26 protein-coding genes are annotated in these 25,991 nt (G+C 43.0%); 15 read left to right on the forward strand and 11 right to left on the reverse strand.

Annotated features, from left to right (window positions below; translation table 11 throughout):
- Positions 1-110: 110 nt before the first annotated feature.
- Together GLW00_RS20765 and GLW00_RS01685 are read right to left on the reverse strand one after the other, a co-directional pair.
- On the reverse strand, positions 111-236 hold the full coding sequence (locus GLW00_RS20765; RefSeq protein ID WP_272482798.1) for a hypothetical protein: 126 nt from the start codon (positions 234-236) through the stop codon (positions 111-113).
- Positions 233-1,513: a helix-turn-helix transcriptional regulator gene (locus tag GLW00_RS01685; RefSeq protein ID WP_160910746.1), complete on the reverse strand. Its 1,281-nt coding sequence runs from the start codon at positions 1,511-1,513 to the stop codon at positions 233-235. The genes GLW00_RS20765 and GLW00_RS01685 overlap by 4 nt, the downstream gene beginning before the upstream one ends.
- Before the next feature lie 320 nt (positions 1,514-1,833).
- Between GLW00_RS01685 and GLW00_RS01690 the strand changes: the two genes are divergently transcribed.
- Positions 1,834-3,783, forward strand: a complete 1,950-nt coding sequence (locus GLW00_RS01690) for an aconitate hydratase (protein ID WP_160910747.1) — start codon at positions 1,834-1,836, stop codon at positions 3,781-3,783.
- Positions 3,784-3,831: 48 nt separating this feature from the next.
- Here GLW00_RS01690 and GLW00_RS01695 read toward each other — a convergent pair whose 3' ends face one another.
- From GLW00_RS01695 to GLW00_RS01710, 4 genes are all read right to left on the reverse strand, one after another.
- A complete protein-coding gene (locus tag GLW00_RS01695) occupies positions 3,832-4,785 on the reverse strand; it encodes a ring-cleaving dioxygenase (RefSeq protein ID WP_160910748.1) in 954 nt (317 codons plus the stop codon).
- Positions 4,786-4,865: 80 nt separating this feature from the next.
- A complete protein-coding gene (locus tag GLW00_RS01700; RefSeq protein WP_160910749.1) occupies positions 4,866-5,570 on the reverse strand; it encodes a YqjF family protein in 705 nt (234 codons plus the stop codon).
- A 78-nt stretch (positions 5,571-5,648) separates the two neighbouring features.
- A complete protein-coding gene (gene sda, locus GLW00_RS01705; protein WP_202412330.1) occupies positions 5,649-5,795 on the reverse strand; it encodes a sporulation histidine kinase inhibitor Sda in 147 nt (48 codons plus the stop codon).
- Positions 5,796-5,806: 11 nt separating this feature from the next.
- Positions 5,807-6,343, reverse strand: coding sequence for a helix-turn-helix domain-containing protein (locus tag GLW00_RS01710; RefSeq protein WP_160910750.1), 537 nt, complete (start codon positions 6,341-6,343; stop codon positions 5,807-5,809).
- A gap of 236 nt (positions 6,344-6,579) precedes the next feature.
- Here GLW00_RS01710 and GLW00_RS01715 point away from each other — a divergent pair, with 236 nt between their 5' ends.
- Positions 6,580-7,191, forward strand: a complete 612-nt coding sequence (locus tag GLW00_RS01715) for a trimeric intracellular cation channel family protein (RefSeq protein ID WP_160910751.1) — start codon at positions 6,580-6,582, stop codon at positions 7,189-7,191.
- 666 nt (positions 7,192-7,857) lie between these two features.
- Here GLW00_RS01715 and cysK read toward each other — a convergent pair.
- The 3 genes from cysK to GLW00_RS01730 form a co-directional block, all read right to left on the reverse strand.
- Entirely contained in the window at positions 7,858-8,787 is a 930-nt protein-coding gene (gene cysK, locus GLW00_RS01720; RefSeq protein WP_160910752.1) for a cysteine synthase A, read from the reverse strand.
- A gap of 78 nt (positions 8,788-8,865) precedes the next feature.
- Positions 8,866-9,501: a YpmS family protein gene (locus GLW00_RS01725; protein WP_160910753.1), complete on the reverse strand. Its 636-nt coding sequence runs from the start codon at positions 9,499-9,501 to the stop codon at positions 8,866-8,868.
- 17 nt (positions 9,502-9,518) lie between these two features.
- Positions 9,519-10,436 carry an SGNH/GDSL hydrolase family protein gene (locus GLW00_RS01730; protein ID WP_160910754.1) on the reverse strand — a complete coding sequence of 306 codons (918 nt, stop codon included), beginning with the start codon at positions 10,434-10,436 and terminating at the stop codon, positions 9,519-9,521.
- A 172-nt stretch (positions 10,437-10,608) separates the two neighbouring features.
- On the opposite strand from GLW00_RS01730, the gene GLW00_RS01735 reads away from it, so the two are divergent.
- Complete coding sequence (locus tag GLW00_RS01735) at positions 10,609-12,888, forward strand: ATP-dependent DNA helicase (RefSeq protein WP_160910755.1); 2,280 nt, start codon at positions 10,609-10,611, stop codon at positions 12,886-12,888.
- 54 nt (positions 12,889-12,942) lie between these two features.
- Here the strand turns inward: GLW00_RS01735 and GLW00_RS01740 are convergent, their stop codons facing one another.
- Positions 12,943-14,391, reverse strand: a complete 1,449-nt coding sequence (locus GLW00_RS01740; protein WP_160910756.1) for an HsdM family class I SAM-dependent methyltransferase — start codon at positions 14,389-14,391, stop codon at positions 12,943-12,945.
- Positions 14,392-14,503: 112 nt separating this feature from the next.
- Between GLW00_RS01740 and GLW00_RS01745 the strand changes: the two genes are divergently transcribed.
- Together GLW00_RS01745 and GLW00_RS01750 are read left to right on the forward strand one after the other, a co-directional pair.
- On the forward strand, positions 14,504-15,001 hold the full coding sequence (locus GLW00_RS01745; protein ID WP_160910757.1) for a carboxymuconolactone decarboxylase family protein: 498 nt from the start codon (positions 14,504-14,506) through the stop codon (positions 14,999-15,001).
- A 132-nt stretch (positions 15,002-15,133) separates the two neighbouring features.
- Positions 15,134-15,721, forward strand: coding sequence for a biotin transporter BioY (locus tag GLW00_RS01750; RefSeq protein WP_160910758.1), 588 nt, complete (start codon positions 15,134-15,136; stop codon positions 15,719-15,721).
- A gap of 34 nt (positions 15,722-15,755) precedes the next feature.
- On the opposite strand, the gene GLW00_RS01755 is transcribed toward GLW00_RS01750, so the two are convergent.
- Complete coding sequence (locus GLW00_RS01755; RefSeq protein ID WP_160910759.1) at positions 15,756-16,157, reverse strand: hypothetical protein; 402 nt, start codon at positions 16,155-16,157, stop codon at positions 15,756-15,758.
- Between the two features lie 182 nt (positions 16,158-16,339).
- Here GLW00_RS01755 and GLW00_RS01760 point away from each other — a divergent pair, with 182 nt between their 5' ends.
- The 10 genes from GLW00_RS01760 to kynA all read left to right on the forward strand — a co-directional run bounded on the left by GLW00_RS01760 (position 16,340) and on the right by kynA (position 25,836).
- Positions 16,340-17,440, forward strand: coding sequence for a M24 family metallopeptidase (locus GLW00_RS01760; protein WP_272482802.1), 1,101 nt, complete (start codon positions 16,340-16,342; stop codon positions 17,438-17,440).
- A 183-nt stretch (positions 17,441-17,623) separates the two neighbouring features.
- A complete protein-coding gene (locus GLW00_RS01765; RefSeq protein ID WP_160910761.1) occupies positions 17,624-17,971 on the forward strand; it encodes a lmo0954 family membrane protein in 348 nt (115 codons plus the stop codon).
- A gap of 22 nt (positions 17,972-17,993) precedes the next feature.
- Positions 17,994-18,635, forward strand: a complete 642-nt coding sequence (locus tag GLW00_RS01770; protein ID WP_160910762.1) for a PspA/IM30 family protein — start codon at positions 17,994-17,996, stop codon at positions 18,633-18,635.
- Between the two features lie 67 nt (positions 18,636-18,702).
- A complete protein-coding gene (gene liaF / locus GLW00_RS01775) occupies positions 18,703-19,422 on the forward strand; it encodes a cell wall-active antibiotics response protein LiaF (protein WP_160910763.1) in 720 nt (239 codons plus the stop codon).
- On the forward strand, positions 19,419-20,459 hold the full coding sequence (locus GLW00_RS01780) for a sensor histidine kinase (protein ID WP_160910764.1): 1,041 nt from the start codon (positions 19,419-19,421) through the stop codon (positions 20,457-20,459). The genes liaF and GLW00_RS01780 overlap by 4 nt, the downstream gene beginning before the upstream one ends.
- Positions 20,456-21,088, forward strand: coding sequence for a response regulator transcription factor (locus GLW00_RS01785; RefSeq protein ID WP_160910765.1), 633 nt, complete (start codon positions 20,456-20,458; stop codon positions 21,086-21,088). The genes GLW00_RS01780 and GLW00_RS01785 overlap by 4 nt, the downstream gene beginning before the upstream one ends.
- 574 nt (positions 21,089-21,662) lie before the next feature.
- Positions 21,663-22,361 (forward strand): ribose 5-phosphate isomerase A, encoded by a 699-nt coding sequence (gene rpiA / locus GLW00_RS01790; protein ID WP_335808424.1) that lies wholly within the window; start codon positions 21,663-21,665, stop codon positions 22,359-22,361.
- An 82-nt stretch (positions 22,362-22,443) separates the two neighbouring features.
- Positions 22,444-23,970, forward strand: coding sequence for an RQC-minor-2 family DNA-binding protein (locus GLW00_RS01795; protein WP_160910767.1), 1,527 nt, complete (start codon positions 22,444-22,446; stop codon positions 23,968-23,970).
- Positions 23,971-24,341: 371 nt separating this feature from the next.
- Positions 24,342-24,986: a DUF4166 domain-containing protein gene (locus tag GLW00_RS01800; protein WP_160910768.1), complete on the forward strand. Its 645-nt coding sequence runs from the start codon at positions 24,342-24,344 to the stop codon at positions 24,984-24,986.
- 13 nt (positions 24,987-24,999) lie between these two features.
- Positions 25,000-25,836, forward strand: coding sequence for a tryptophan 2,3-dioxygenase (kynA, locus tag GLW00_RS01805; RefSeq protein ID WP_326315789.1), 837 nt, complete (start codon positions 25,000-25,002; stop codon positions 25,834-25,836).
- Positions 25,837-25,991 lie beyond the last annotated feature (155 nt).

The raw sequence follows: 25,991 nt of genomic DNA on the forward strand, positions 1-25,991 counted from the left end.
AGAGGCAAAAGTTTGTATAGGTATAGGATTAGGGGAGGTGTTAATTATATAAAAATTGAATTAACACACAAAATTAAAAAACTTAAAACTAAAAAACAATGTTACAAAATTTAAATTTGATCCACAACTAGTGGGCGAGGATAAGTTTCATCCATAGCACTATCAGTGTAGCTTACACCTGCTGAAATAGAAACAGCAAGGCTAACTATAGCAATTAAGCTTAGAAGCTTCTTCATAAAACAGTCCCTCCTAAATTAGAATATTTATTTAACAAATCAATTGCTAACCTTAGGTATTTTGTTGATTTCTTATAGCTCCTCTCTCCTTCTAGGAGTTCAGAAACTATGATTGAATATCTAATTACAAATCTAGGCAATTTCTTATTTTGAAAGTGAGGGATAACAATGTTTTCTAGATAATCAATGGTATTATTGTCTTTATCAATCAGCTTCGAATATACGTTGAGATGAATTTCATCCGTCTTAGTATCTAAAGCTGAGGATTTTAAATGTGTATATCCTTTTTGAATCCACTCTTTACAATCTTCATAATTGCGTAATTTGAAATTTTCTAAGATTAAACAGTGGATAGTTTCAAAGATTTCTAAATCAGAGGCTGTGTCAGCACGATAGGGTAGACTTCTTTTATAGTTTAAAAGAGCTGTTTCATATTGTCCTCTACGCGCCTCTATTACACCAATATTGTGGTATATTACACCTAATTGATAGTGGTTATTAGTTTGGGTAGCTATTTTGCTAACTAGGTGATAATTCTCCAATGATTTTGCATAATTCTTTAATCGACCATAATTAATTCCCAATAGGATATGGCAATCTGCACTTTTACCAAGATTATATTGTTTTTGGTAAAGGGAAAGTGCCTGGTCTGCGTAAAATATAGATGCTGAAATATGATGGGATTGGGATGAACTTAGTGCCAGCAAATAGTATAAATCGCTTTCTTCCCACTCATTAACTTCAACAGAAACACTATAATTTTTTGCTTCCATTAGTTGCTGAAAGGATTCTTCGTAATCCCCGCGATAATACTTTAATAACCCTGTGTTTAAATGGAAGTAATACCTCATCTCCTCATCAAATGTATCCTCATGCTGACGAATATTTTTCCATACTTCGTAAGCCTCCTCCACCTCGTTTTCTAACAGCAGATGGCGAATGCGGAACAGCTCGAAAAATATATACAAATGATGATTATTCAGCGTATCTTTTTGTTGTTTGAGTTTTTCTTTTAATTCCCTGGACTCTTCGATCCGCTTGAAGACGATCATCTCATACCATTCCTTCAACTTTTCCTTGGAAGGATGGTGATAAGAATTGTCGTGGAAATCGAGTCCTAAACGTTCGTAGAGGTGTTCAAGTACCTCGAACGCGGGAACGGTTTGATCGTTCTCAATCTTAGACAAATACGCCGGCGAGATTATTCCATCTGCGAGCTGGTTCTGTGTTAGACCCTGCTTCACGCGATGAAATCGAAGCACTTTACCATATTCCATTTTTTCTCACACCTAGTTGATCAACTGTTGATTTTTCAGAGTGTTTGCTCTTTCAAATCTATATTTAGAATACATGTTCGTTCTGGGATTTTCAACAAAATTCACTAGTTTCCCAAGTCGGGAAAATTTTGTGGCTTTAAGGGGACTTTGGAAGGGGGACTTTCATAGATTACCATTTAATGGCTGTTGTTGATTTTTATAAAGGAACTTTTTGGAACCTATGAGTAATCATACAACAATAAGGGTATAAAAGGTATAGGAAATTTATAAAAAGTTTCATCAGGACCGTCATCAACTACAAGTGAGAAGGAGGAATAAATGTGGGATATAATGTCACACAAAAGTTAATTAAGGATCACTTGGTAGAGGGGGAGATGAACCCTGGATCGGAAATTGGATTGAAAATTGATCAAACGCTTACACAGGATGCGACCGGTACTATGGTTATGCTCGAACTGGAAGCGATGGGGATTGATCGGGCGAAAACGGAAGCTTCCGCGCAATATGTGGATCATAACTTAATCCAGGAAGATAGTAAGAATCCGGATGATCACCTGTTCCTTGAGAGTGCCGCGAAGCGATTCGGACTGCATTTCAGCAGGCCGGGAAATGGTGTGAGTCACCCTGTTCATATGCAGCGATTAGCGAAGCCGGGGAAGACATTACTAGGTTCGGACAGTCATACATGCGCGAATGGCTGCATGGGAATGCTTGCTATGGGTGCTGGCGGAATTGATGTAGCTATGGCTATTGCGGGTGAACCTTTTTACGTGAAAATGCCGAAAGTTTGGGGAGTGAAAGTAACAGGAGAGCTCCCGGACTGGGTCAGTGCAAAAGATGCCATTTTAGAAATGCTGAAAAGACATGGGGTGAAAGGTGGCGTCAACCATGTCTTTGAATATTATGGTCCTGGTTTGAAAAACTTGACAGCCATGGATCGTCACGTGATTGCAAACATGGGAGCTGAGCTTGGAGCCACGGGCACGGTTTTTCCATCAGACGAAGAAACGAAGCGTTTTATGAAGCTTCAAGGACGAGAAGATGAGTGGATGGAACTAGTTGCAGATGATGATGCGACGTATGATGTTCATGATGAGCTTGATCTGTCTGCATTGGGTCCAATGGTTGCCAAGCCATCCAGCCCGGGTAATGTTGTTCCTGTAGAGGAAGTAGAAGGAGAACCGATTTACCAATCATATATCGGTTCGTCAGCGAACCCTGGGTATCGGGATTTTGCGATTGCTTCAAAAATTGTAGAAGGACGGCACATTGCAGATGGGGTATCTTTTGACTTGAATCCTACTTCACGTCAAATGCTCATCGACTTGTCTCAGGAAGGTCATATTGCTAATTTCCTTCAAGCAGGAGGACGATTGCACCAGGCCGGTTGTAACGGTTGTATAGGGATGGGGCAGGCACCAGCGACGGGCAGGAACAGTTTACGTACCACCCCAAGGAACTTCCCGGGACGATCCGGGACAAAAGAGGATAGTGTATTTTTATCCAGTCCTGAAACAGCTGCCGTTTCAGCTCTGACAGGGAAAATTACGGACCCAAGAAAGTCAGGCTTCGATTTTCCAAAGGTGAAGGATTTGGAAAAACCAACGGTGGACACACGATTACTTGATGAACCTTTACCTTTTGAGGAAGCGAAGGATGTAGAATTAGTCAAAGGTCCGAATGTAGCTTCCATCCCAGAGATGGGTGAACTCCCTGATGACATGGAACTACCGATCTTATTGAAGATGGGGAACGATATCTCCACCGATGAAATTCTAGCAGGTGGTGCCCGGGTGCTTCCTTATCGAAGCAACTTACCGGAAATCAGTAAATTCACGTTCGAAATAGTTGATGAAACGTACTATGATCGAGCAATGGAATCAAGAGAGGACGGTGGTCACGCTGTTGTCGCCGGTGCAAACTACGGGCAGGGATCCAGTCGTGAGCATGCGGCTCTTGCACCTAAATATCTTGGTTTGAAAGTTGCTATTGTCGAAGACTTTGCACGTATCCACTGGCAGAACCTTGCCAACTTTGGAGTATTGCCATTGACCTTTACTGATCCTTCCGACCTCAATGATTTAGAGCAAGGAGACGTCCTTGTCTTCAAAGGTCTGAGGGATAAGATCAAGCAGTCTTCTCAAGTGGAAGTTGAAGTGAAAGGAAAAGATAAAACTCTCAAGCTTGAGCATGCTCTGTCTGATCGGCAGATTGAAATCATGCAAATGGGCGGTTTAATCAACTGGGTGAAAAATAGATTGGAATCATAAGAAAACTCCGGCTGGGTTTATCCCGCCGGAGTTTTTTAATATAACTATTTATGATTGTGATGTGTCCAGTGGAGTCAGGCTTTCTTCAATATCCTGACGCTTGTGTTCCAGGAAAGGGGGAAGAGCGAGACTCTCTCCAAGATGATCTTCTTCCTCATCTGTAGCGAATCCAGGTCCATCTGTAGCCAGTTCAAAAAGGATGTGATTGGCTTCCCGGAAATAAAGGGATTTGAAATAATAGCGATCCACAAGTCCTGAGTTAGGATAACCTGCGGCTTGGATAACCTCCTGCCATTTCTGTAGTTCGTCTTCATCATTTACACGGAACGCTACATGGTGAACGCTTCCGCGACCGGGTTTTTCGGGCTGTCCATCAGGCTTTTCTTGCACATGAACTTCTGCACCTGTTCCTCCTTCACCGGTTTCATAAACCACCCATTGTTCATAGGATCCTTTTTTTCGAAAACCCAGGATGTCAGTAAGGACTTTTTCTGTTTTAGCTGCTTCGTTCACAGTAAGATGAATGGGTCCAAGTCCGATAACTCCGTATTCCTGAGGTACGGAAGAATGTTCCCATGGATGGCCGGCTTCCACTCCGCTATTGTTCTCATCAGATATGAGAATCAATCGTTGTCCTTCAGGGTCTCGGAAAGAGAGGGTCTTTCGGCCAAGTCTTTCTTTTATATCCTCTTGTTCAACGGAATATTCTTCAAAGCGTTTCTTCCAATACTCTAGAGCTTCATCATTTTTTACACGAAGTGATGTTGTGGAGATGCTTCGTGTGCCGGGATACGTGTGACCTGCTCGGTGAATTTCGAAAAAAGTTAAGTCTGTGCCCGGGCTCCCTTTCTCATCCGCATAGAAAAGATGGTACATTGATGGTGAATCTTGGTTTACTGTCTTTTTGACTAAGCGCATGCCCATAATATTCGTATAAAAATCATAATTGTTTTTTGCATTGGCGGTTATCGCTGAAACGTGATGAATGCCCTTCAGTTGCATGGTCATTCCTCCTTATGTTCAATTATCTTGAATTCAAGATAATTATATAATCATTACATAAAACTGTCAAAGCTTCTGTTTTACGCTTTTCTTTCAAAAGGGAATATTCTTGTTTCCAGGGATTTTGAGAAATAAGTAATCGGCTTGGCTTCTATAACAGAAGGGGGAAGGAAATCTACCAGTTGATTGATTTGAATATCTGCTTCCGCCTTTTGCAGCCTCCAATTTTTATGGAGAATAGGGCCTTTGTAAACCTTAGAATGGCCTTTCATCACCCACAAGGCATATCTTTCTGTTAACCAATATAAAAGAGAGCCAGGTTGCGCGTGGATCGGTTCTGATACCGTATGAAAGCTTGCGTGAAAATGAGATTCAGGATATCCTCCATGAATGCGTCTGCTGCTGAATTGATATCCCGTCTCTGTTTGGTCCAGTCTCATTTTTGCATGAACATAAGGCAGTCCAAACAGCGTGCGCGCTATAAATACTCCAAGCGGATGATCGGCATCCAGAGTGATGAAATAAACTCCTGGTTCTCCATTGAACGTCACGTATGTACGGACATTTAATTCAAGAAGTTGATTTCCGAATGGGAGAGAGGGGAGGGCGCGAAAGCGGATATTTTGCATGCGGAAGGGAACGATGGCAATCCAGGCAGAATTGTCGTATTCGTCGATTGTAAAAGCAGTCGGAATGAAAGGGCGTAATACTTCTGCAGGTACAGGCCAATGCATGAAAATCAGGTCATTCCACTCTTGATGCATAATCCAATGATTTCGTTCCATGTGTATCACCTCTGTCATGGTTTACCCTTAGGATCATTGAATCATACATCTCTATGTGGTGATGGGGAAGAAGTCATTCTATATGTTGTTGTTAAGTTTTTTTAGTTTCTCTCTCTTAGTAATTTCTTCTTTTAACAAGCAGATAAACTCCTCTTCCAGTTTTAATTCTAAGGCTTTTTGAAGTGAATCTTTCAGCAGTAATGAAGAGAGCTTTTCGATAATCATGTTTTTTCCCCTTACAGGAACGGTTTCTGTCCTTCCATTGAAACACTTGCTGTTCCTATGACATTATTATTGGAATCATAGATCGGTTTACAAAAAATATCATAGTCAATCGCTCCATCGGAAAGCTTGAATGATACCACTTTTCTTACTGGTTTCTTTTCTGAAACCACTGTTTTCTTTATGTCTAATAGTTTAGTTGAGGTTTCATCCTTAAAGATTTCATCCAACCTTTTCCCAATAACTTTTTTCAGCATAAAGTTAGAATGGTTATTAAAAAGCCAAGTATAGCGATGTTCTAAATCGCAATGAGCAATCGTAATCGGGGACCCTGTGAGTGCTGTTTCGAAGGGGTCACTCAACTGCTCAGAAAAGAAAAGTGAAGGGTTAATATGTAGATGGTAAGCAATACGAGAAGCGACTGTCATGCTGGGATTGCGCGTGCCATTTTCAATTTGAGCATAATAGGCACGATCAATATGCGCTCCTGATGCGACTTCCTGTTGAGTTAATTGTTGTTCTTTTCTTAATTGGATTAGCCATCTCCTCATTTTTTTCACATCCCGATTTCTTTTTCATATAACTAGTTCGATTTTCTTAGCGATATTCCTTGTGGCAGATTGCAACACAGCCATGGAACAGATCCTCACCTATTCTCTTTTTTGCCCTGGCATTCTATCAAAAATATAAAAAAAATCCTATTACCTAGTAAGAATTTGTTATAATCAATCAGTCCGCGATAAACATAACATTCACACAGAAAAAGAACATCGGGAGGAGGCAGTCAATGACTTGGGAAATATTGAACATACTAGCCGTTTCAGCCTTTGCTTTTAGTGGAGCGATTGTAGCTTTAAATGAGAGGTATGATATTTTTGGAACCTTTATTCTTGGTATTGCGACACCATTTGCTGGAGGGATCATCAGGAATATTGCCTTGGATGTACCTGTCGTCCACGTATGGGAACAAGGTTACCTTTTTTATGTAGCTCTCGGTACAATTGCCATTGTTTACTTCTTCCCTAAGACGTGGGTCATGACCTGGGACCGGTGGAACATATACCCCGATGCCGTCGGCTTGTCTGCTTTTGCTCTTCAAGGTGCGTCTTTTGCTATTGAAAATAATTTTCCTCTTGGAGGAATTATATTCGCTGCTATCCTGACTGGTGTCGGGGGAGGGGTGACAAGGGATGTCCTTGCTCAGCGGCGTCCTATGGTCATGCACCAGGAAATTTACGCCGTTTGGGCATTGATGGCAGGGCTCCTTATAGGGCTGGGGTGGATTGATATTGGAAGCGCCTGGCAAACTTATATGATTTTCCTTCTCGTCATCATCTGCCGTGTCGCCTCCTTCCACCTTGGCTGGCATTTACGTTTCAGAGACCTATACCGCCTATAAAGCATTAAAGTATGTCTTAAGCTAAATGGCAGGTTTCTTGAAGACTCAGTTTCGAGACTTTTGTTAAGTGGATGGGGGCTGCGGGGAATAGCTCGCTTTCCGCGGGAGCGCGGTGAGCCTCCTCGGACTGCGTCCTGTGGGGTCTCACCCTGCACTTTTTTCCCGCAGTAGTCTCGCCATTCCCCTTCGCCCCTTAACCAAGTATGGTTCTCGAAACCACTACTTAAAAATCAGCTTGTATGGATATGAGAAGTGAATGATTTAAACTCTACCTCGTTGACCTCTAGCATGCGCAAATGCTTGATAGAACGTACTATATGCCCGCATAGGGGAGAAGATTTGGAACCTTACTTATGAATACAGGTGTTCGAATCATCCAATTCCCTCAACCATTCAAGCTGACCCTTTTAGAAGTGGTTTCGAAACACTTATAAGGTCAAGGGGCGGAGGGAAACGGTGAGACTCCTATGGGACGTGTGGGACAGGTGAGACCCCGTAAGGTGTAGCCTGAGGAGGCTCACCGCCCGCCCCATGGAAAGCGAACCTTTTCCTGGAGCCCCAAGAATCACACAAACATCTCGAAACTGAGTCTTCAAGAAAAGAGAGCTATAGTGAAAGAAGGATATAAAAAAGCACTCAGAGTTTGGGAACTCTGAGTGCTTTTTTTTAGTAGCGGAATAAGTCTCCTGAGAGATAACGTTCCCCGGTGTCGGGAGCGATACATACGATTACTTCTCCCGGCTTTTTCTTTTTGGCGACCTGAATGGCAGCCCAGCAGGCGGCTCCACAGGAAGTGCCTAGGAGCAAGCCCTCTTCACGAGCAAGCCTGCGAGTGATTTCATAGGCATCTTCATCTGTCACTTGGAAAATCTCGTCATACACTTCCTGATTCAAGATGGAAGGAACGAAACCTGGGCTTGTCCCTACAAGCTTATGCTTCCCTGGCTTTCCACCGGAAAGTACAGGGGAACCCGCGGGTTCTGCTACATGGATGGTCAAATCCTCGTAACGCTTTTTCAGCTCTTCCCCTGTACCTGTTATGGTACCGCCTGTCCCAGCAGTAGATACGAAAGCGGATAGAGGTTTACCGAGTTCCTCCATAGCTTCTATAATTTCTGCAGCCGTTGTATGACGGTGGGCGTCTGGGTTAGCCATGTTTTCAAACTGCATAGGCATAAAGCTTCCTTCAATTTCGTTAACCAGTTCTTTCGCTTTTGCGATAGCTCCTGGCATTTTTTCATCCCCAGGTGTGAGAACGATCTCCGCCCCGTAGGCTTTCAATAAGTTAATCCGTTCTTGAGTCATCGTATCCGGCATGACAAGAATGGCTTTGTAGCCTCTTGCAGCAGCGTTCATTGCAATTCCGATGCCTGTATTTCCGCTGGTCGGTTCAATGATCGTTGCCCCTTTTTTAAGGTGTCCATCCTTCTCAGCCTGTTCCATCATATTGAAAGCAGCGCGGTCTTTGACACTTCCACTTGGATTGTATTTTTCCAGCTTCATATAAATATCGGCTCCGCCTTCAGGAGCAATACGATTCAGCTTCACTAAGGGTGTATCTCCGATGAGATCGGCTATATTGTTAACGACACGCATATTTGTCACTTCCTTATCGTTGGGAATGATAGTCCAATTTTATCATAGTAGGAGGTGTGCATTCATCTGCTTTGCTTATTACTGCATATGATCGTTCACAACTCGTTGAGCGAATTGGAAAGTATTGCTTGGTACGGCAATTTTAAAAGCCAGTTGATTGGAATTTAAATTGAAGCGGTCGACCTTCACATTAAAGTTACTTGCCGTGTCCATTTGAGTGACAGCAACATAAATATTTTCTTCATTTGGATTTACTATGACCCATTCTGGTAAGTTGTAGTTGTCTTTCACAAATTCCAATACCTTTTTATTTGGGAGAGGGAGTTTCCCTAAGGAGATTTTCTCTTGTCTTAGAATGAGGTCTCCATTTTTCTGCACTTCAGGATGCAGCTCAACATTAATCGGGATGACCTGATCGAAGGCCTTGATGTTCCCTGATAACGTAACGTTTCGATCTAAGGAGATCGAATAGTCGAAAACTGTCTGGGTTGAGAGTTCTGAGAGGTATTCATTGGCGAGCTGCTCCATATTTTCTTTTGTAGAAACGATGGTGAACTCTGCATCCGGGCTTTCTTTCTCCTGATCCACATTTACGATGGTATAAGAGCTTGGTAAGAAAACTAAAGCGACAAGCCAAATGACAATCCCCATATTAATTAAAGCCAAAAGCCAAAAGGATGTTCTCCATTTATTATTCAACAATAGTCGTTTCATCTTATACATTCCACCTGTTATTGTTCGATGTCTTCTCTAATGTATTGTAACACGCGCTCAGCCATCTTCTTATAACCTCTTTCGTTCGGATGGAAAAGGTCTTCTTCCCAAAGGAGTTCTTCTTCGTTTCCTTCAAACAGGTCCCGGATAGGGATGAAGGTGGCTTGTTCGTAATCGTCAGTTACTCGACGACTGATCTCATTCCAATCCCCCATAATTTTCCCAAGTTCAGGAATGTTCGTGAAGTATTGGTTGAAAGGGTTATAGAGGCCCACCAGGTACACCGGTGCATCTGGGTTCAATTCCTGGATCCGACTGAATATGTCGCGCATCCGGTTTTCATACCCATCTTGTTCCTCAACAAAGTCCTGATAATTCAAGTTTGTAAAGTTATTCTTCACCACTTTCATAACATCGTTCGCCCCTATGGTAATCAGAATCAAGTCCGCTTCTCGCAGGGAATTGGCAATTTCTTCGTCTTCCATCCGTTCCAGCATCTGGTCTGTCCGATTTCCACGTTTTCCGTAGTTTGTTATATTCAGGGTTTCTGTATTCGGATTGGCATTGAATGTTTCTTCAAGAATTCCAATATATCCACCGTTTTCCGTGGAGTCTCCAACACCTTGTGTCAAAGAGTCACCAATTGCTACGATGTCCAGGTCATCTTTAATAAAAACATCCCGGGCACTTTCAATCACACTAGTAAAGACCTCACGTAATCCTTCACTAAGTTTCCCTTCTTCTGCTTCACTTTCCTGTTCATCTTCTTCGGCTTCTCGTTGTTCTTCTTGAGCGGGGATGGTTTCCGCGGTGTTCTGTGAGTCTTTCGATTCAGTCGACGGTTCTTCTTCCGGGGTATATATAAAAGCTGCTATGATAAAAAAGGCGATCAAGAAGGAGAGTGCGACGGCTGCCATCCATCTCCATTTTTTCAAGGCTGAATCCCTCCTGAAGGGTAATCTCACTTCTATTATATGTGCTTCCCATCTAATGGGAAATGAAAAGTTTTAACCACAATTATATCATGGTCCTATACAATAGACATACGGAAAAGAGTGTAAGAAGATGAGGGTAAGAAAATAAAACCGCTAAGCAGGAGGGGAATCGATGGACACACAAATGACGATTTCCGTTCGAGACCTTGTCTCCTATGTGTACAGGACGGGGAGTATTGACGAACGTTTTCAAACGAATACAGCGCTTGTAGAAGGAACGGCCATCCATCAAGAAGTTCAGAAGAAATATAAAGAAAAGGACGAATCCGAAGTATTCCTGGAATATGAGTTTGATCAAGAAGGTGTAAACCTTAAGGTTCAAGGGCGGTGCGATGGATTATTGGACACGGAAGAAGGCCCAGTGATTGATGAAATCAAATCCACTTCAAGGGATCTTGATGAAATTGATGATACCACTTATCCCCTTTATTGGGCTCAAGCCAAAGGATATGCCTTTATCTATGCAGCACAAGAAAAGCTTCCCAATATCCAGGTGCAGTTGACGTATGTGCAGAAAAGAACAAAAGACAAGAAGCAGATCCTACGTACGTTTACATACGAGGAATTGCATCAATTCATGGAAGAAACAGTAAGAGAATACGCATCATATGCGCGGATTCTTCTTCACATACGAGAGCAAAAAGAAAAGACAGTCCCTGATTTGAACTTTCCATTTCCTAGTTATCGTGACGGTCAGCGAAAATTGGCAGGAAGTGTTTACCGCACAATGGAGGAAAAGAGAAATCTGTTTGCTCAAGCTCCGACAGGGATTGGTAAGACGATATCCACACTTTTTCCAGCTATTAAAGCCTTACAGTTGGATGGTTTGGAGAGAATTTATTATTTAACGGCAAAGACAATAACAAGAGCGACGGCAGAAGAAGCTTTACTGAAGATGGGGGAGACAGGACTGAAGCTCCGATCGGTTACATTGACAGCAAAAGATAAAATCTGTTTTCAGGATGAAACGATATGCCAGCCGGACTACTGCGAATTTGCTGACGGCTACTATGACCGAATCAATGGAGCAATAGTCGATATTCTGCTTCATGAAACACAAATGACACGTGCGGTTATTGAATCCTATGCAAGAAAACATAAAGTTTGCCCCTTTGAATTTTCACTGGACCTTACCGATGTGTCTGATGTGATCATCGGTGACTACAATTACATCTTTGACCCTCGGGTTTCGTTGAAGCGGCTGATGCCTGATCGAAAGAAAAAAACAGCGCTGCTCGTGGATGAAAGCCATAACCTTGTCGAGCGTGCTCGCGAGATGTATTCAGCCTCCATTGCCAAGCGATCCTACGAAAGCGTTGCGGCTGAATGGGAGGGGGAAGAAGATCATTTAGTTAAAGTGGCTGAGGCAATTGGAAAAGATTTAGAGCGTTTTTATTCTCCCACGGAGGAATTCATCCAACTGGAGCAGGTGCCGGGAGAGTTGGAAGAAAACATAGAACGCTTCCTGTCAGAGGCAGAATCGCTTTTACAAGAGAATACGGAAGGGGAAAGATCTGAACGGCTGGTGGATGTATATTTTCAGTCTCAGAGGTTTTTGAAAATACTCGAATATGTGGATGAACACTATCGTTTGTTGGGGGAGAGTACGAGAGAGGGAGACTTCGTATTGAAGCTGTTTTGTCTCGATCCATCACATGTCCTGCGGGAAACGACGAAAACGTTCAGGTCAGGGGTGTTTTTTTCAGCGACTCTTTCTCCGTTTGCTTATTATAAAGAGATGCTTGGGGGAACCAAAGACGATTATATCTTACATTTACCTTCCCCTTACGACTCTTCGCAAATTGATGTCATGATCACTCCTTTGTCTACGAGGTATAAGAGCAGGGAGAAGACGGTTGGTGAGCTGACTAAACGCCTTAATGATCAGGTCGAACTTCATGAAGGGAATCACCTTTTCTTTTTCCCTTCCTATCACTATATGGCAATGGTCTATCGTGAATTCAAGAACGTCTCTTCTGTGGATGCGGTCATGCAGGAGCGGGGAATGGATGAAGAAAGAAGAGAAGATTTTCTTACTCAATTCGAGGAAGGAGGGAGACTCGTCGGCTTCGCTGTACTGGGAGGAATATTCTCAGAAGGTGTAGATCTCCGCGGGGATCGTTTGAACGGTGTAGCGGTGGTAGGTATAGGGCTTGCTCCCAGAAGCTTTGAAAAGGAATTGATCAAAGAATACTTTAATCAAAAAGGAAGAAACGGCTATGATTACGCCTATGTTTATCCGGGTATGAATAAGGTGTTGCAGGCAGGTGGACGGTTGATCCGTTCAGAAGAAGATCACGGATCGATCCAACTTGTCGATGACCGCTTTCTTTCGAGGAAATATTTGCAGCTTCTTCCTGATGATTGGGGAAATTATCGAATTCTTAAATGATTTGATTTCCCAGGAAATATTGTGCCGGAAAATGAGGGGGGAGGTGGAGAAGAGTCAAATCTTCTCCATAATATTATGGCAGAAATCATGGACTTTTGAACGACTGGAACTTGATATTCCATAAATGTCATACACGGTTTGGTCAACGATTGTCTGCCAATCGCTGGTAGGGAAAGAGGGGTCTTCTTTCTTCTTTTCCACGATACTCCGCGCTGTTTCAATCATTACCTGCTTTTGAAAAGGATCAGGTTCTATGTAGGGGATCTTCTTGATGTAGCCTGACGTGATCATGTTGGTGCGGTTGAGGACTTTTCTAACCATGTATTTGATCAGCTTACTATTTAACAGCCCAAGAAAATAGTATAAATCTCCCTCATGTTCTGGAAAAAGGTTAGCGTTCACACCGAACAAGGAACCCTCCGGAAGTAAGGCAGCTGAGAAGTCCACTCCCATGGAAGAGCAGGTAATCCCTCTTTTATAGAAATAGGCCCGGTTCCTTACCGTGAAGTTCCCCTCTCTCTCTACATAGGCCGGCCAATCTTGATGGATGTAGTATTTTGGTTCATAGTACCAAGCATCTTTTCTCCCGCCATTCTTATAAAAAGGGATCCAGTCAGGAGGAACAGGCCCCTCCTCGAATGTTCGCAAGAAAGAACGATCATCTCCGGTAGATATGCCTGTCCCCCCTTTAAGGACATTTCCCAGCGGCTCATAAGAAGCCTCGAAATGCCTCAGGATATCTTCAGGGACATTGATTGCAAAGTTATATGAGGGCATCTGCCAAAATGTTTGCTGTGATAGAAACTGGACCGTGTCCTCTGGTGGATGGTCGTAGTCCTGGACTTTTAAACGATCTACCAACCTCATTTGTTCGGAGGCGGGTCTTTCGCTGTTTCTTTTCTTAAGAGTAATGATGGCTGTACGTACATCAGCTTTCCCTTTATGGAAAAGGCGTCTGGGAGCAAGCACGATTTCTTTAATTTCGGTCTCTTTCAGTAGGAATTCACGAAAGTTTTTGTAGTAGACGTTGGTAAGAAAGGAGTCTTGTACAATCATTGTCATTACTCCGCCGGGCTTTAGACATTGTATGCCTTTGTGAATGAAGAGGGAGTATAAGTTATGAATGCCGATTTTACCAAACTCGCGTTGGATTCTTTCTCGGTTTTCGGAAAAGTAAGGGCTTTGACGTTTAGATTTATAGGGAGGATTACCTATGATTGCATCATATTGTTCATTTTGATTTACCTTTAAAAAATCTTCATAGTAAAAGTGAACGTCAGGGTGTGGTGGCGCTATGTTCCGATCGATATCCAAGGCATAGAGGCTATTTGCTGAGAAGCCTTCTTCCAACAATGTATGGATGAAAATACCGTCTCCAGTGGCTGGGTCGAGGATCTTCACTCCGCTCTTTTTTGGAAGTTCTAATAGAAGCTTCTGAGTCATATATTGCACGGTTTCTTGCGGGGTCGTATATTGCCCCATCTTTCTTTGAGGAGAAAACATATACTCCCCCTCCTACTTTTTTGAGTCTATACTACTACAATTATAGGAAAAAGTCACCATATAATGGGTTATTATGTACTAGTTAAAAAGAATTATAAGGAGTGGTGTGAAAATGCCATGGATAAAACCTGTCAAACAAAAAGAAATGAAGGAACTAAATGTTCAAAGCCACGCTCCCCATCCAGCCCCTTTGTTCGATCGTCTTCTTGCGAATGACGAAAAGTTGTATGAAGCTTTTCTTCCATTACAAAAAGCTATAAAAGAGACCAATATGCCTGACGATTTAAGAGAAGCGGTCATCACGTTCGTTTCTATGAAGAATGGGTGTAAATACTGTACGGATAGTCACTCCAAATTACTAGAAGAACTGGTAGATAAAGAGGATGTACTGGATTGGGTCAGCAATTATAAAGAATCTGACATGAATGAGGAATGGAAAGCAGTGCTCATGTATGCGGAACATTTGATTGATAAGCCAGTAAAAGTGACGAAGGAAGACGTGGAACGGCTGAAAGATCATGGTTATGATGCCCAAAAAATAGCAGCGTTGAATCAGACCATTGCTTATACAAGTTATACGAACCAACTCTCAATGGGGTTGGGATTATAAACCCCAAAAAGGAGTGCCGCTTCATACGGCACTCCTTTTTGTTAACTCTTAAAAAAATAAGTTGACATTATTGGGTGAACTTTCGTATCTTAATAGTAGTCAAAGAGATTTTATATGTAGGGGGACACCGTAATGAAGTCATCTCGTTTCTCGGCTTACGACATTACTTTGGGAAGCTTATTCGTTGCACTCATGGCAATCGGAGCCAATATCACCGCTTTCATGCCATTTTTACAGGTGATGGGCGTACCGCTCACACTTCAAACATTCTTTGCTATCCTGGCAGGACTTGTTCTGGGTAGCAGATTAGGTTCATTCTCTGTTCTTGTTTATGCTCTTTTAGGGCTGGCAGGTGCACCGATTTTTGCTGGATTTTCTGGGGGGATTTCGGTTTTGGTATCCCCGACTTTTGGGTTTATTGTTTCATACGTAATCTTAGCCTTCTTTGTTGGCAAGATCGCGGAGTCTAACCGAAACCTGCCGACCTATATCACCGCAGCTCTTGTCGGCATTGTGTTGAATTATTTTATCGGTGTCAATCTTTTTTATCTCGCTCTGAACTTTTGGGTTGGAGGGGAAGGCATTGGATTCGTTGTGGCTTGGTCAAGCATGGTACCATTTTTAATTAAAGATATAGCTTTAGCTATTGTAGCCGCATATTTTGCGATACGATTAGAGAAAACATTGCTGCAGCGTACACCGCTAAGACAAGCTGCATAAGAAAAGAGATCCGCTATGAGCAGCGGATCTCTTTTTATACGTTTTCGGAAATTTGTCTTCCATGAACGAAAGTCATAATCGCAAATAGGACGAAAGCGACAAGAAGAACGGTCCCTCCGACGATGAAGAAGATTGTGTTAAATGTATTCAAACCCGGAAGCGGCTGGGTATAATACAGCCACATACCCACAGTTAAGCCGAACACACCGAAGAAAGATGTCCACACGTGCGCTGTCGCCAGCTTAGAATCTTTGGGTATGGAGAATACTCTATAATAAACACCGAAAGCGAAAAGAGAAAGCCATCCAACAACGAGGATGTGAGCGTGAATCGCGCTCAATTGCAGTCCTCCTCCGCCGGCCATATGGGAACCCATAAATGCGCCGATCAATGCGTAAATCGCAGCTACCCGCACAAAAAAACGAGTACGGTCCATAATCGTTCACCTCCTAATTTTTTCATCACCTTTCGCCATTATATCGAATGCTCCTCATAATGAGAATGGAAAAGGTAAAAGTGTCGCTAAACGTTCACTCCCGTTTTCGGACTTTTGTGTGATTTGGATTGCTCGATCGTTTGAGCTATGATGAAAAAAGAAGCAAAGAGGAGTGATGAATGTTGGAACAACGATTGGAACAATTTTCTCAATACCTAAAAGATACAAACGTGGATGCAGCGTTTATTAATTCAACAGAGAACTTTTTTTATTTAACCGGATTTCATACCGACCCTCATGAAAGGCTTTTAGGATTGCTCGTTTTTCCTGAAGCGGATCCTATTGCTGTCCTGCCAGGGATGGAAAAAGGTCAAATCCGTGATGCTGGGTGGACGAAGGAAGTGATTGGTTATGCCGATCACGAAAACCCGTGGCAGATGATGGCGGACAGTATGAAAGAAAAGGGCATCGCGAATGTGAAGACGGTAGGCATAGAAAAACAAGTCCTTTCTTATGGACGTAGTGAATCCTTTTTCGAACTCTTTGAAGATGTGAAAGTAGAGGACATCGAAGGGCGATTGAACAACATGCGTGTCGTCAAAGACGACAATGAAGTCAGCATTATGAAAGAAGCGGCCGAGCTTGCAGATTTCGGTGTGAGTGTGGGAGTTGAAGCCCTGGAAGAGGGAATTACCGAAATGGAAGTTCTCGCTAAGATTGAATATGAACTGAAGAAAAAAGGCGTTGCGGAAATGTCCTTCTCCACAATGGTCCTGTTCGGTGAAAAATCCGGTCAACCTCATGGAAACCCTGGTGACCGTCGCTTGAAGCCGGGAGACTTTGTTTTATTTGACCTTGGCGTTGTATGGAAAGGATATACATCCGATATTACCCGCACGTTTGCTTACCGTTCGGTGAGTGAAGAACAAAAGGCAATTTACAATAAAGTAAAGGAAGCCCTGGACGCTTCGCTTGCCATCAGTAAGCCGGGAACGCGGATCGGTGATCTTGATCAAGTCGCACGTGACGTCATCACAGATGCAGGATACGGAGACAAGTTCCCACACCGCATCGGTCACGGTCTTGGAATCAACGTACACGAATTTCCTTCCATGAGCCATTTGAATGATGGCGTCTTGAAAAAGGGGATGACGTACACGATAGAGCCTGGAATCTATGACCCTGAAGTGGGCGGTGTCCGCTTGGAAGATGATGTGCTCGTTACAGAAGACGGATACGTAACATTGACGAAAACCCCGAAAGAACTGCGTATTATAGACTAAAAGGAAGGCCGCCTTATTTGGGCGGCCTTTTCTGTATCTCATAGCCTCAAGCAAGTGTTGTGTCTCCACTGTATCCTTCACATACGCCTCTGGTCTTAGTTGAAAATATATCTCTGGCTCATTACGCCACCCTTTTATTCTCGATATGATAAAGACAAGAAAACAGCAAGGAGGGAAAAAACGATGAAGAAATTTTTACTGTTCCTGGCTGGATTAGTCGCTCTTACTGTATTGCTTGTCAATTTAGGACCGATGATCCTCCTGGGTGTAAGTGTCTGGCTGTTGTACGTAGTGTTCAAACAGTTCATGAAAAGTGACTCTACGGCCGGAAAAATCGGATGGGTGGTTGTTGGATTGATCATCCTCAGTATAGCCGTCTCAAATGTCTATGCCGTCATTGGTGTCGCTGCTGCTTTTGCCCTTTACTGGATCTATAAGAATTGGACAAGCAAAAGCGGATCGGTACATTCTACCAAGTCCGACGATCCTTTTACAAACTTCGAACGTCAATGGGCAGAAATGAACAAATAAACTAAAGGAGAGATACACACTTATGGCTAATTTATTTACAAGATTGAAAGATTCCATTACCGCAGACTTACATGAGGCGTTAGATCAAAAAGAACAAAAGAATCCGATCGCGATGTTGAATCAGTATTTGCGTGAAAGTGAAAAAGAAACGGAGAAGGTTAGACAGCTTGTGGAACGGCAGTACCGATTGAAAGATGAGTTTTCCCGTGAGTTTCAAAAGGCACAGGATATGGCAGACAAGCGCAGGCGCCAGGCTGAAGTTGCTGAAAAAGCAGGGGAGTCCAACATGTATGAATTCGCCCTCAAAGAGCAGCAGGAATATGAGGCGAGAGCCGAACGCCTTCAAGCATCGAGAAGAGACAGCATCGAACAGCTGGAGGCACTTGAACGCAAATATGAAGAAATGAAACATAAATTGAAGGACATGCATTTGAAGCGGATGGAATTGATGGGGCGTGAAAATACCGCTCGTGCTCATCACCGCATGAATCGTGTGATGGAGGACACAGCGGACAAGCCTTATTCCAGATTTTCAGCAATGGACCGCTACATCGAGGATCTTGAGTACAAAGTGAACAGTGCCTATTACCATAATACGTTTGACAGCAAAATGGCCCACCTGGAAAAAGAAATGGAGAAGCGGGAGGAAGTACCCGCTAAATAGAAAACATGGTATGATAAAGGCGTAGATTTCTGCGTCTTTATCGATTCAAGAGAGGGGGATGACCTTTATGCTTAAAAAGCTTTCGACTGATACGATCAACACGATTTTAATCATTGGGGTGATCCTCCTCGTTGTAGAAATCGTCTTCTTCAACGGGGGACTTGTGTTTTCTCTCGTATTCTCCGGAGTCCTTATCTATATCGGGTGGAAAAACTATCGTCCATTATGGAGGAAAATCCTTTTCTGGATTGGATTGATCAGTTTAATCTTCACCGTATTAAGTATGATTGCTGTGAGGTTTCTCGTCATAGCACTCATTCTCATGTTCTTAAGAGATTACTTCAAATCAAGAGAAAAGCCGGAACACATCCAACCTGAGATCATTGATTACCACCAGGAAATGCCTGATCAGGAACCATTGCTAAGACAGAAGTTTTTTGGGGATGATGCTACACCGAAAACTTCTTATGAATGGAAGGATATCAACATTCATGGGGGGTTCGGAGACAGAATCGTGGATTTGAGCCAAACGGTTCTTCCTCACGATGAGGCCGTCATTTCTATACGCCAGTGGATTGGTAATCTCACCGTTTACATCCCTTATGAAGTAGAGGTAAGCATTCATCATAGTGCTCTCATTGGACGTGCTTCTATCTTCCAATATAAGAAATCGAACGTGCTCAACCAGGTTCTCTCCTATCAAACCGAAGGATACCGAAAACAAAAGCCACGCGTGAAAATTATCACGTCCATGGTGTCCGGAGAGCTTGAGGTGAAGCGCGTATGAATGTATGGCAGAGACAATTGTTGTCAGGTACGCTGACTTTTATGGGATTCACCATTCTGTTGTTGGCCATTACGTTCTATGCCTTTCCTTTCGGCTCGTGGGGGGATCTCCTGGAAAGAGAGGTTTTTGATCTTCCTTATATTTTCTTTGTTTTGTTCATTTCTTTATCTTTTGGGTTTGTATTCGGCGTCATCCAGGGATGGTTTTGGAGGAGACAGCTATACACTATCGAACACCGTGTCTCTGAGTTGACGAAGGGGAATGAGCTTTCGGAAGAAGAGGTTGATTTGAAAGAGATGGAGCAGATCGACCTAGCTCTTAAACAATTGGAAGAAAAAATGACCAAACAAACAGAGCTTGCTCAACGAATGGTTACAGAAAGAGCTGAAGAACGTGAGAAAAGTCTGCAGGAAGTAGTAATTCAGGAAAGGAACCGGCTTGCAAGAGAGCTTCATGATTCCGTCAGTCAGCAATTATTTGCAGCTTCGATGATGATGTCTGCGATAAATGAAACCGATTCGGATGATTGGCAGGCCACCAGAAAACAAATGCAGATGGTCGAACGCATGATTCATCAGTCTCAGCTTGAAATGAGAGCGCTGCTCCTTCATTTAAGACCTGTAGCTCTCAAGGATAAGTCCTTGTCAGAAGGAGCAGAGGAACTGCTTTATGAACTCACACAAAAAGTACCAATGGAAATTGAGTGGTCTGTAGAACCTTTGAATCTTGAAAAAGGGATTGAAGATCAGCTTTTCCGGATACTCCAAGAATCGGTATCAAACACCTTAAGACATGCGAAGGCTCATTCGCTGAATGTCATGCTGATTGAAAGGGACCATAACGTCATCCTGCGTATCGTGGATGATGGCATCGGTTTTGATGTAGAAGAAGCGAAGACCAGTTCATATGGCTTGCAGAACATGCAGGAGCGGGCGTTTGAAGTTGGAGGAACATTAAAGATTGTAAGCGTGAAGGAACAGGGCACCCGGTTAGAGGTGAAAGTTCCCCATCGGATTAAAGGAGGCGAAGAGGGATGATTACTGTATTATTTGCTGACGACCATGAAATGGTGCGCATCGGCGTCTCAGCCTATTTGTCGGCACAGCCGGATATCGAAGTTGTTGCGGAAGCAGACGATGGAAAGGCAGCCGTAGACCTTGCATTGGAACATCGTCCTGATATTATCTTGATGGACTTAGTCATGGATGAAATGGATGGTATCGAAGCAACAAAACGAATAACTGGAGAATGGCCGGAGGCAAAAGTCATTATCGTCACGAGTTTTCTGGATGATGAAAAAGTGTACCCGGCACTCGAAGCCGGAGCGACGAGTTATATGCTCAAAACGTCAAAAGCCGAAGAAATTGCCAAAGCCATTCGTTCTACATACGCAGGCCAGTCCATCCTAGAACCTGAAGTGACAGGTAAAATCATGACAAAAATGCGTACTCCGGATGGAGCAGAACTTCACGATCAGCTGACAGGAAGGGAGAAAGAAGTTCTTCTTCTAATGGCGGAAGGCAAGACTAACCAGGAAATCTCAGATCAATTGTTCATTGCTCTGAAAACCGTAAAAGTACACGTAAGCAATATCCTTGGGAAACTCCAAGTTTCTGACCGTACACAGGCAGTAATCTATGCCTTCAAACATGATTTAATTCAATAAAACCTCGACCATAAAACGGTCGAGGTTTTTTGGATATATTGTTGATTCCCTCATATGAATTAAATGCTTGTTCAACTATGGCAGGGTTGTTGAATACCCAGTTCTAGACTCACCGGTGTTCGTTTGCTTAGGGTGCTGTGAAGTTACTCACTTTCCTGTGGGGAGTGTGGAACTTCCTCGGGCTACGTCCTGCGGGATCTTGCCGATCTCTTATCCACCACGGGAGTCTCGCAGCTTCCCAACCAACTCATAGAAAACGAACTCGAAACGCAGTCTTTAAGAATAGAGAGCTAATATGGAGAAGTGTCTTCGGGTTTATTGGTTTAATGTGACGAGTACGATGGCGGTGATGAGGATGAGATAGAAGATGAACAACTTCCAGTACACTTGTTTCAATGCCATCCCCTTCTTTCTGTGGAACAATGGATTACCTTATATTTATGTGAAGAGAACGTTAAGAATGACAAAGTTTTGTTGTGGGAAAAGGAAGCGGCTTCTTCATCTGATACACTTTGTTTACCACCCATGCTTGTTTTTTTATCATTCGGGAATACCAAAGGAAGAGGTGATATCTGTGAAGTGGAAGAATAATCTAGCTGGTCAGCCGGTCTGGTCAGGAGAAATTTCAAATCGCGACCGAAAAGAAAAAGTCGCTCAACAAGTAAGTCGCTATGTGAAAGACGGAGATGTCATCGGCATCGGCTCAGGGTCGACATCTTTTCTTGCCCTCGAAAAGATTGCGGAAAGAGTGGAAAAGGAAAAGCTGGAGATTCTCGCTGTTCCTACTTCTAAAGAGGCAGAAATGAACTGCAGCTATTATGGACTGACCACAACTTCTCTTCTTAATCATCAACCCGATTGGGGGTTTGATGGGGCAGATGAGGTGGATGGAGCACAACGCCTCATTAAAGGAAGAGGGGGCGCTCTTTTTGCCGAGAAGCTCGTAATGGCAAGCGCTGCAAAAACGTATATTTTAGTAGACGAAAGCAAGCATGTGGAAAGGCTTGGGGAGAAGTTTGCCGTTCCATTGGAAGTGGACCCGCGAGCCATTCATCTTGTAGAAACAGCTCTTCAACATTTTGAGTGTCATGACATCCAGCTGCGTATGGCGGCAGCGAAGGACGGCCCGGTTCTGACCGAAGCTGGCAATGTGCTCATAGACGTAAGGTTTCATGATATACACGATACGTTGGAAAAAGAGTTGAGTGCGATTCCAGGTGTCATAGAAACAGGGCTTTTCATTGGGTATTCCGTGGAAATTTTAACAGTATGACGCCCATTTTACTTATATTTATTGGTACATCGTAATACTTTTTCTATAATAGTAGTAAATCCTTATTCAAAGGGGAATCATTATGGGACTGCCAAACAGGATTGCTTACCAGGATCAACGATACCCGTATGTAGTACTTGCGCCGATCGGAAAGAAGAACAAACAAATCCGGTCGATCGGACATAAATTTGAACGGGGGTTATTATCCAGGCTTAATGACGCAATCGTGGACCAAATCAACGACAAAGCTCTTGATGTAGCGAATATTCGCCCCTACCTGGGGTTATCAGGAAGAGCTGTCCTGCCGGTTTCTTTTGAAAAAGAAGAAACGATCCACCCACATTTGTTGCGCCCAGAATTGTTTTTATGGAGGTCCTTGTCTGAAGAACATGGACTACCTTTAAAAGAAGAGTATTTATACAGTACAGATTTTACTCAACTCACCTCGGAACAACTTTATGAACATGTCGGGGAAGTACTTGAGGATTATCTGTTTTTATCACATATAAGTGAATACGACCGTAAGCACTGGATCGATAAAATATCGGCTGCTTTTCATAATCACCCGTTCGTACGATTATTCCATGAAAAAAGGGAGGTCATCGATGCGGTTGAAGTCATGAATCAATCCGCTCTCATCTCGGTTCTTAATTACCCTGAGGATGTGGCATATTGGCGCCACAGAGTCAGCATCGTCATGCGTCCATTCCGAACTTTACCTGCTGATTGGCTGGAAGGCAGGGAAGGAAGCTGTTCACACCAAAAATCACTCACCTTTCTTTCAAAGGAGCGATGCATCTGCTGTTCTTGCGAAAGATGTGACTATACTCTGCTTTATTATCTGGATGAAGATCGAGTGGCTCTTGAAGAGGAGTTCGATGTGGAGCGAGCGACGAAACGAGTCATAACGATTGAGAAGCAATTCAATGAAATTGCAGATCAGAACCAGCGCCTCCTGGAACAGCTGCTTCAATTACGGGGATTGAAAAAACAATTGACTGTCGCCAGAAAAACGTTGGATGAAAGTCTGGAGGTTGTTAAACAGATTCACCGTTATCAGCGTAAAGCAGATGATATGGAATCGCATCCACTCCTCTACATGTATGATAAATTAAATCGGAGCAGGATTCCGGAACGTACGACGGAATCGGAGCTGTTGTGGCTTTCCGAGATAGAGCTCGATGACGTTCGCATGTTGAAAGAACTACGTGATTGGCAAAAGATTGTTCCGGAAAATGTTTACCCGATGACAAGCCATGTATTGGAAGAGTTGAAAAATAAGTTGAGTGAGGTTCGGTATGAAGAGAATGATGTGATCATTACTGTCAAAGGAAGATCGCTGACGTATGCAGAAACTCAACAAGTGCTTGACTTGATCTATTATTACGGAACAGATTACCCGGCTCATACCTTGGTACAAGTGCTTGCTGGAAAGGCGACTAATAAGCTTAGACAGCTCCGCCTGCATGAAACACGTTGGTTTGGTATTCTTTCAAGTTGGCCTGAAAAACATATTCAAAAACTTTTCAACCAGCTTGAAAAACAAGGATGGCTGATGAAACAGCAAAAAGGCTATTCCATTAGCGACTATGCAGAAGAAGTCATGTAATTGACTTTTGTAAGTGAACCTTTTAGCGGGGGATGTCAAAAGAATACACCCGGGCATAACACAAATAAAAGGTGACAAAAGCTTATGCAACTTCCTCTCGATTTCACACATACAATCATAAAGACCTGCTGAAGGGCAGGTCTTATTTCTTTTAGGTATCATAGAAAGCGGTTACTTATGCTATAATGCCATTACATACATCAAAGGAAATAGGTTACTAAATAAAACCATATTCTGTTTTGGAACATTTCATACCTTTTTTATTAATCCTGTTTAAATATGGAGTATTACATAAAGAGTAAAGGACAAACATTCATAACCATCCACAATGAAGCAAGGATGGAAACCTGTTTTGGAGAGGAGTTTTTTTCATGAAATCGATTTTTCATCGCGCGCTAGGTGAGCAATTCCATAATCTTCAGCCGGAGCTTCAAAAGAAGTACGGATTGACGAGCAAACAAAATCTAATGATTCTTGGACAAGGAAGAATGACTGAAATCAGAGGAACCCATCCATTGCTGCGCCCTTTTCTTCAAGTGGGAACAAAAGATCATCTTGTGTTCGCAGAACGAGGAAAGGACGTGCCGTTCACTCTTGAGAATTATATCTATGAAGATGAAAGAGGACGTGAGACGATCAGTTGGATTCGGAGGTTCTTCTTTCCTTACTCTATTCGAGGTTTTGATGCAGCGATGCGATTTGATGAAGAGAAAGGTTGTATCGTTGATGATCTTGGAAAGTCAGGCCTCTTACAAACCGAGCTGGATCTCCATGTCACAGCGGAAGGCGGGCTCTATATGGAGTCAAAAGCAATGAATGTAGATGGACTCTTGTCCATGACGAATCCGACAACCAGCGTGTACGAACATTATGATGAAGAGGAAGGTGCTTTTCGGGTTCATGTACATGCAGAGCATCCACTCTTAGGAACGCTTCTTATGTATGAAGGAACAGTTCATACGGAATTTTTACCGATGACTTTTAACAACATTCCTGAACGCGGCGTTTTGGACTGAAGGAGGGACATCAGTGACTAACCATAAAAAAGATGGCAACGAGAACATCCATACTGATTTCTCAAGCCGGATGACCTACGGGGAATATTTGAACTTGAATGAGCTGCTATCTGCGCAAAATCGTCTATCCTCACATCATGATGAAATGCTCTTTATTATCATTCATCAAGTCAGTGAACTGTGGATGAAATTAACTTTACACGAACTTCACGCAGCGATAGAAGCCATCAGAGAAAATCAAATGCAGTCGGCATTTAAGATGCTGGCACGCGTTTCAAGCATACAGAAACAAATCATTCAAGCGTGGGATGTGCTATCAACATTGACCCCGTCCGAATATATGGAATTCCGTGATCAGCTTGGACAGGCTTCCGGCTTCCAATCCTATCAGTATAGGATGATTGAATTTGCACTGGGGTATAAAACGCCTCACGTGTTGAAGATCTACGAAAAAGACCCTGAGCTGCACCAGCGGCTTGAAACGGCTTATCGTGCACCAAGCCTTTACGATGCTGCTATTGAGAAGCTATCCGATTCAGGTTTTCATATATCTGAAAACCTGTTGGACCGGGATTACACACAACTGTATGAAAAAGACTCCAGCGTAGAAGCTGCCTGGACGAATGTCTATAAAAATGTGGAACAGTATTGGGACCTGTACCAATTAGGGGAGAAGCTTGTGGACATCGAGGACAGTCTCCAACAATGGCGTTTCCGTCATATGAAAACAGTCGAACGAATCATAGGACATAAAAAAGGCACAGGTGGCTCCTCGGGCGTCGGCTACTTAAAAAAAGTACTCGACCACCGCTTCTTTCCAGAGCTATGGGACGTCCGCACCAACATTTAGAACTTTCCTTATGGGAAAGTTCTTTTTTTATTCCGCTATATTATCCTCCGCAGCCCCAACCCACTACACAAACGTCTCGAAACTGAACCTTCAAGAATAAGGAGTGTTTACGAAAAAAGGGTTTGTTGAATTAATTTAATTTACTGAATATATCG

The organism is Halobacillus litoralis, from assembly GCF_009856445.1.
GTDB classification, from domain to species: domain Bacteria; phylum Bacillota; class Bacilli; order Bacillales; family Halobacillaceae; genus Halobacillus; species Halobacillus litoralis.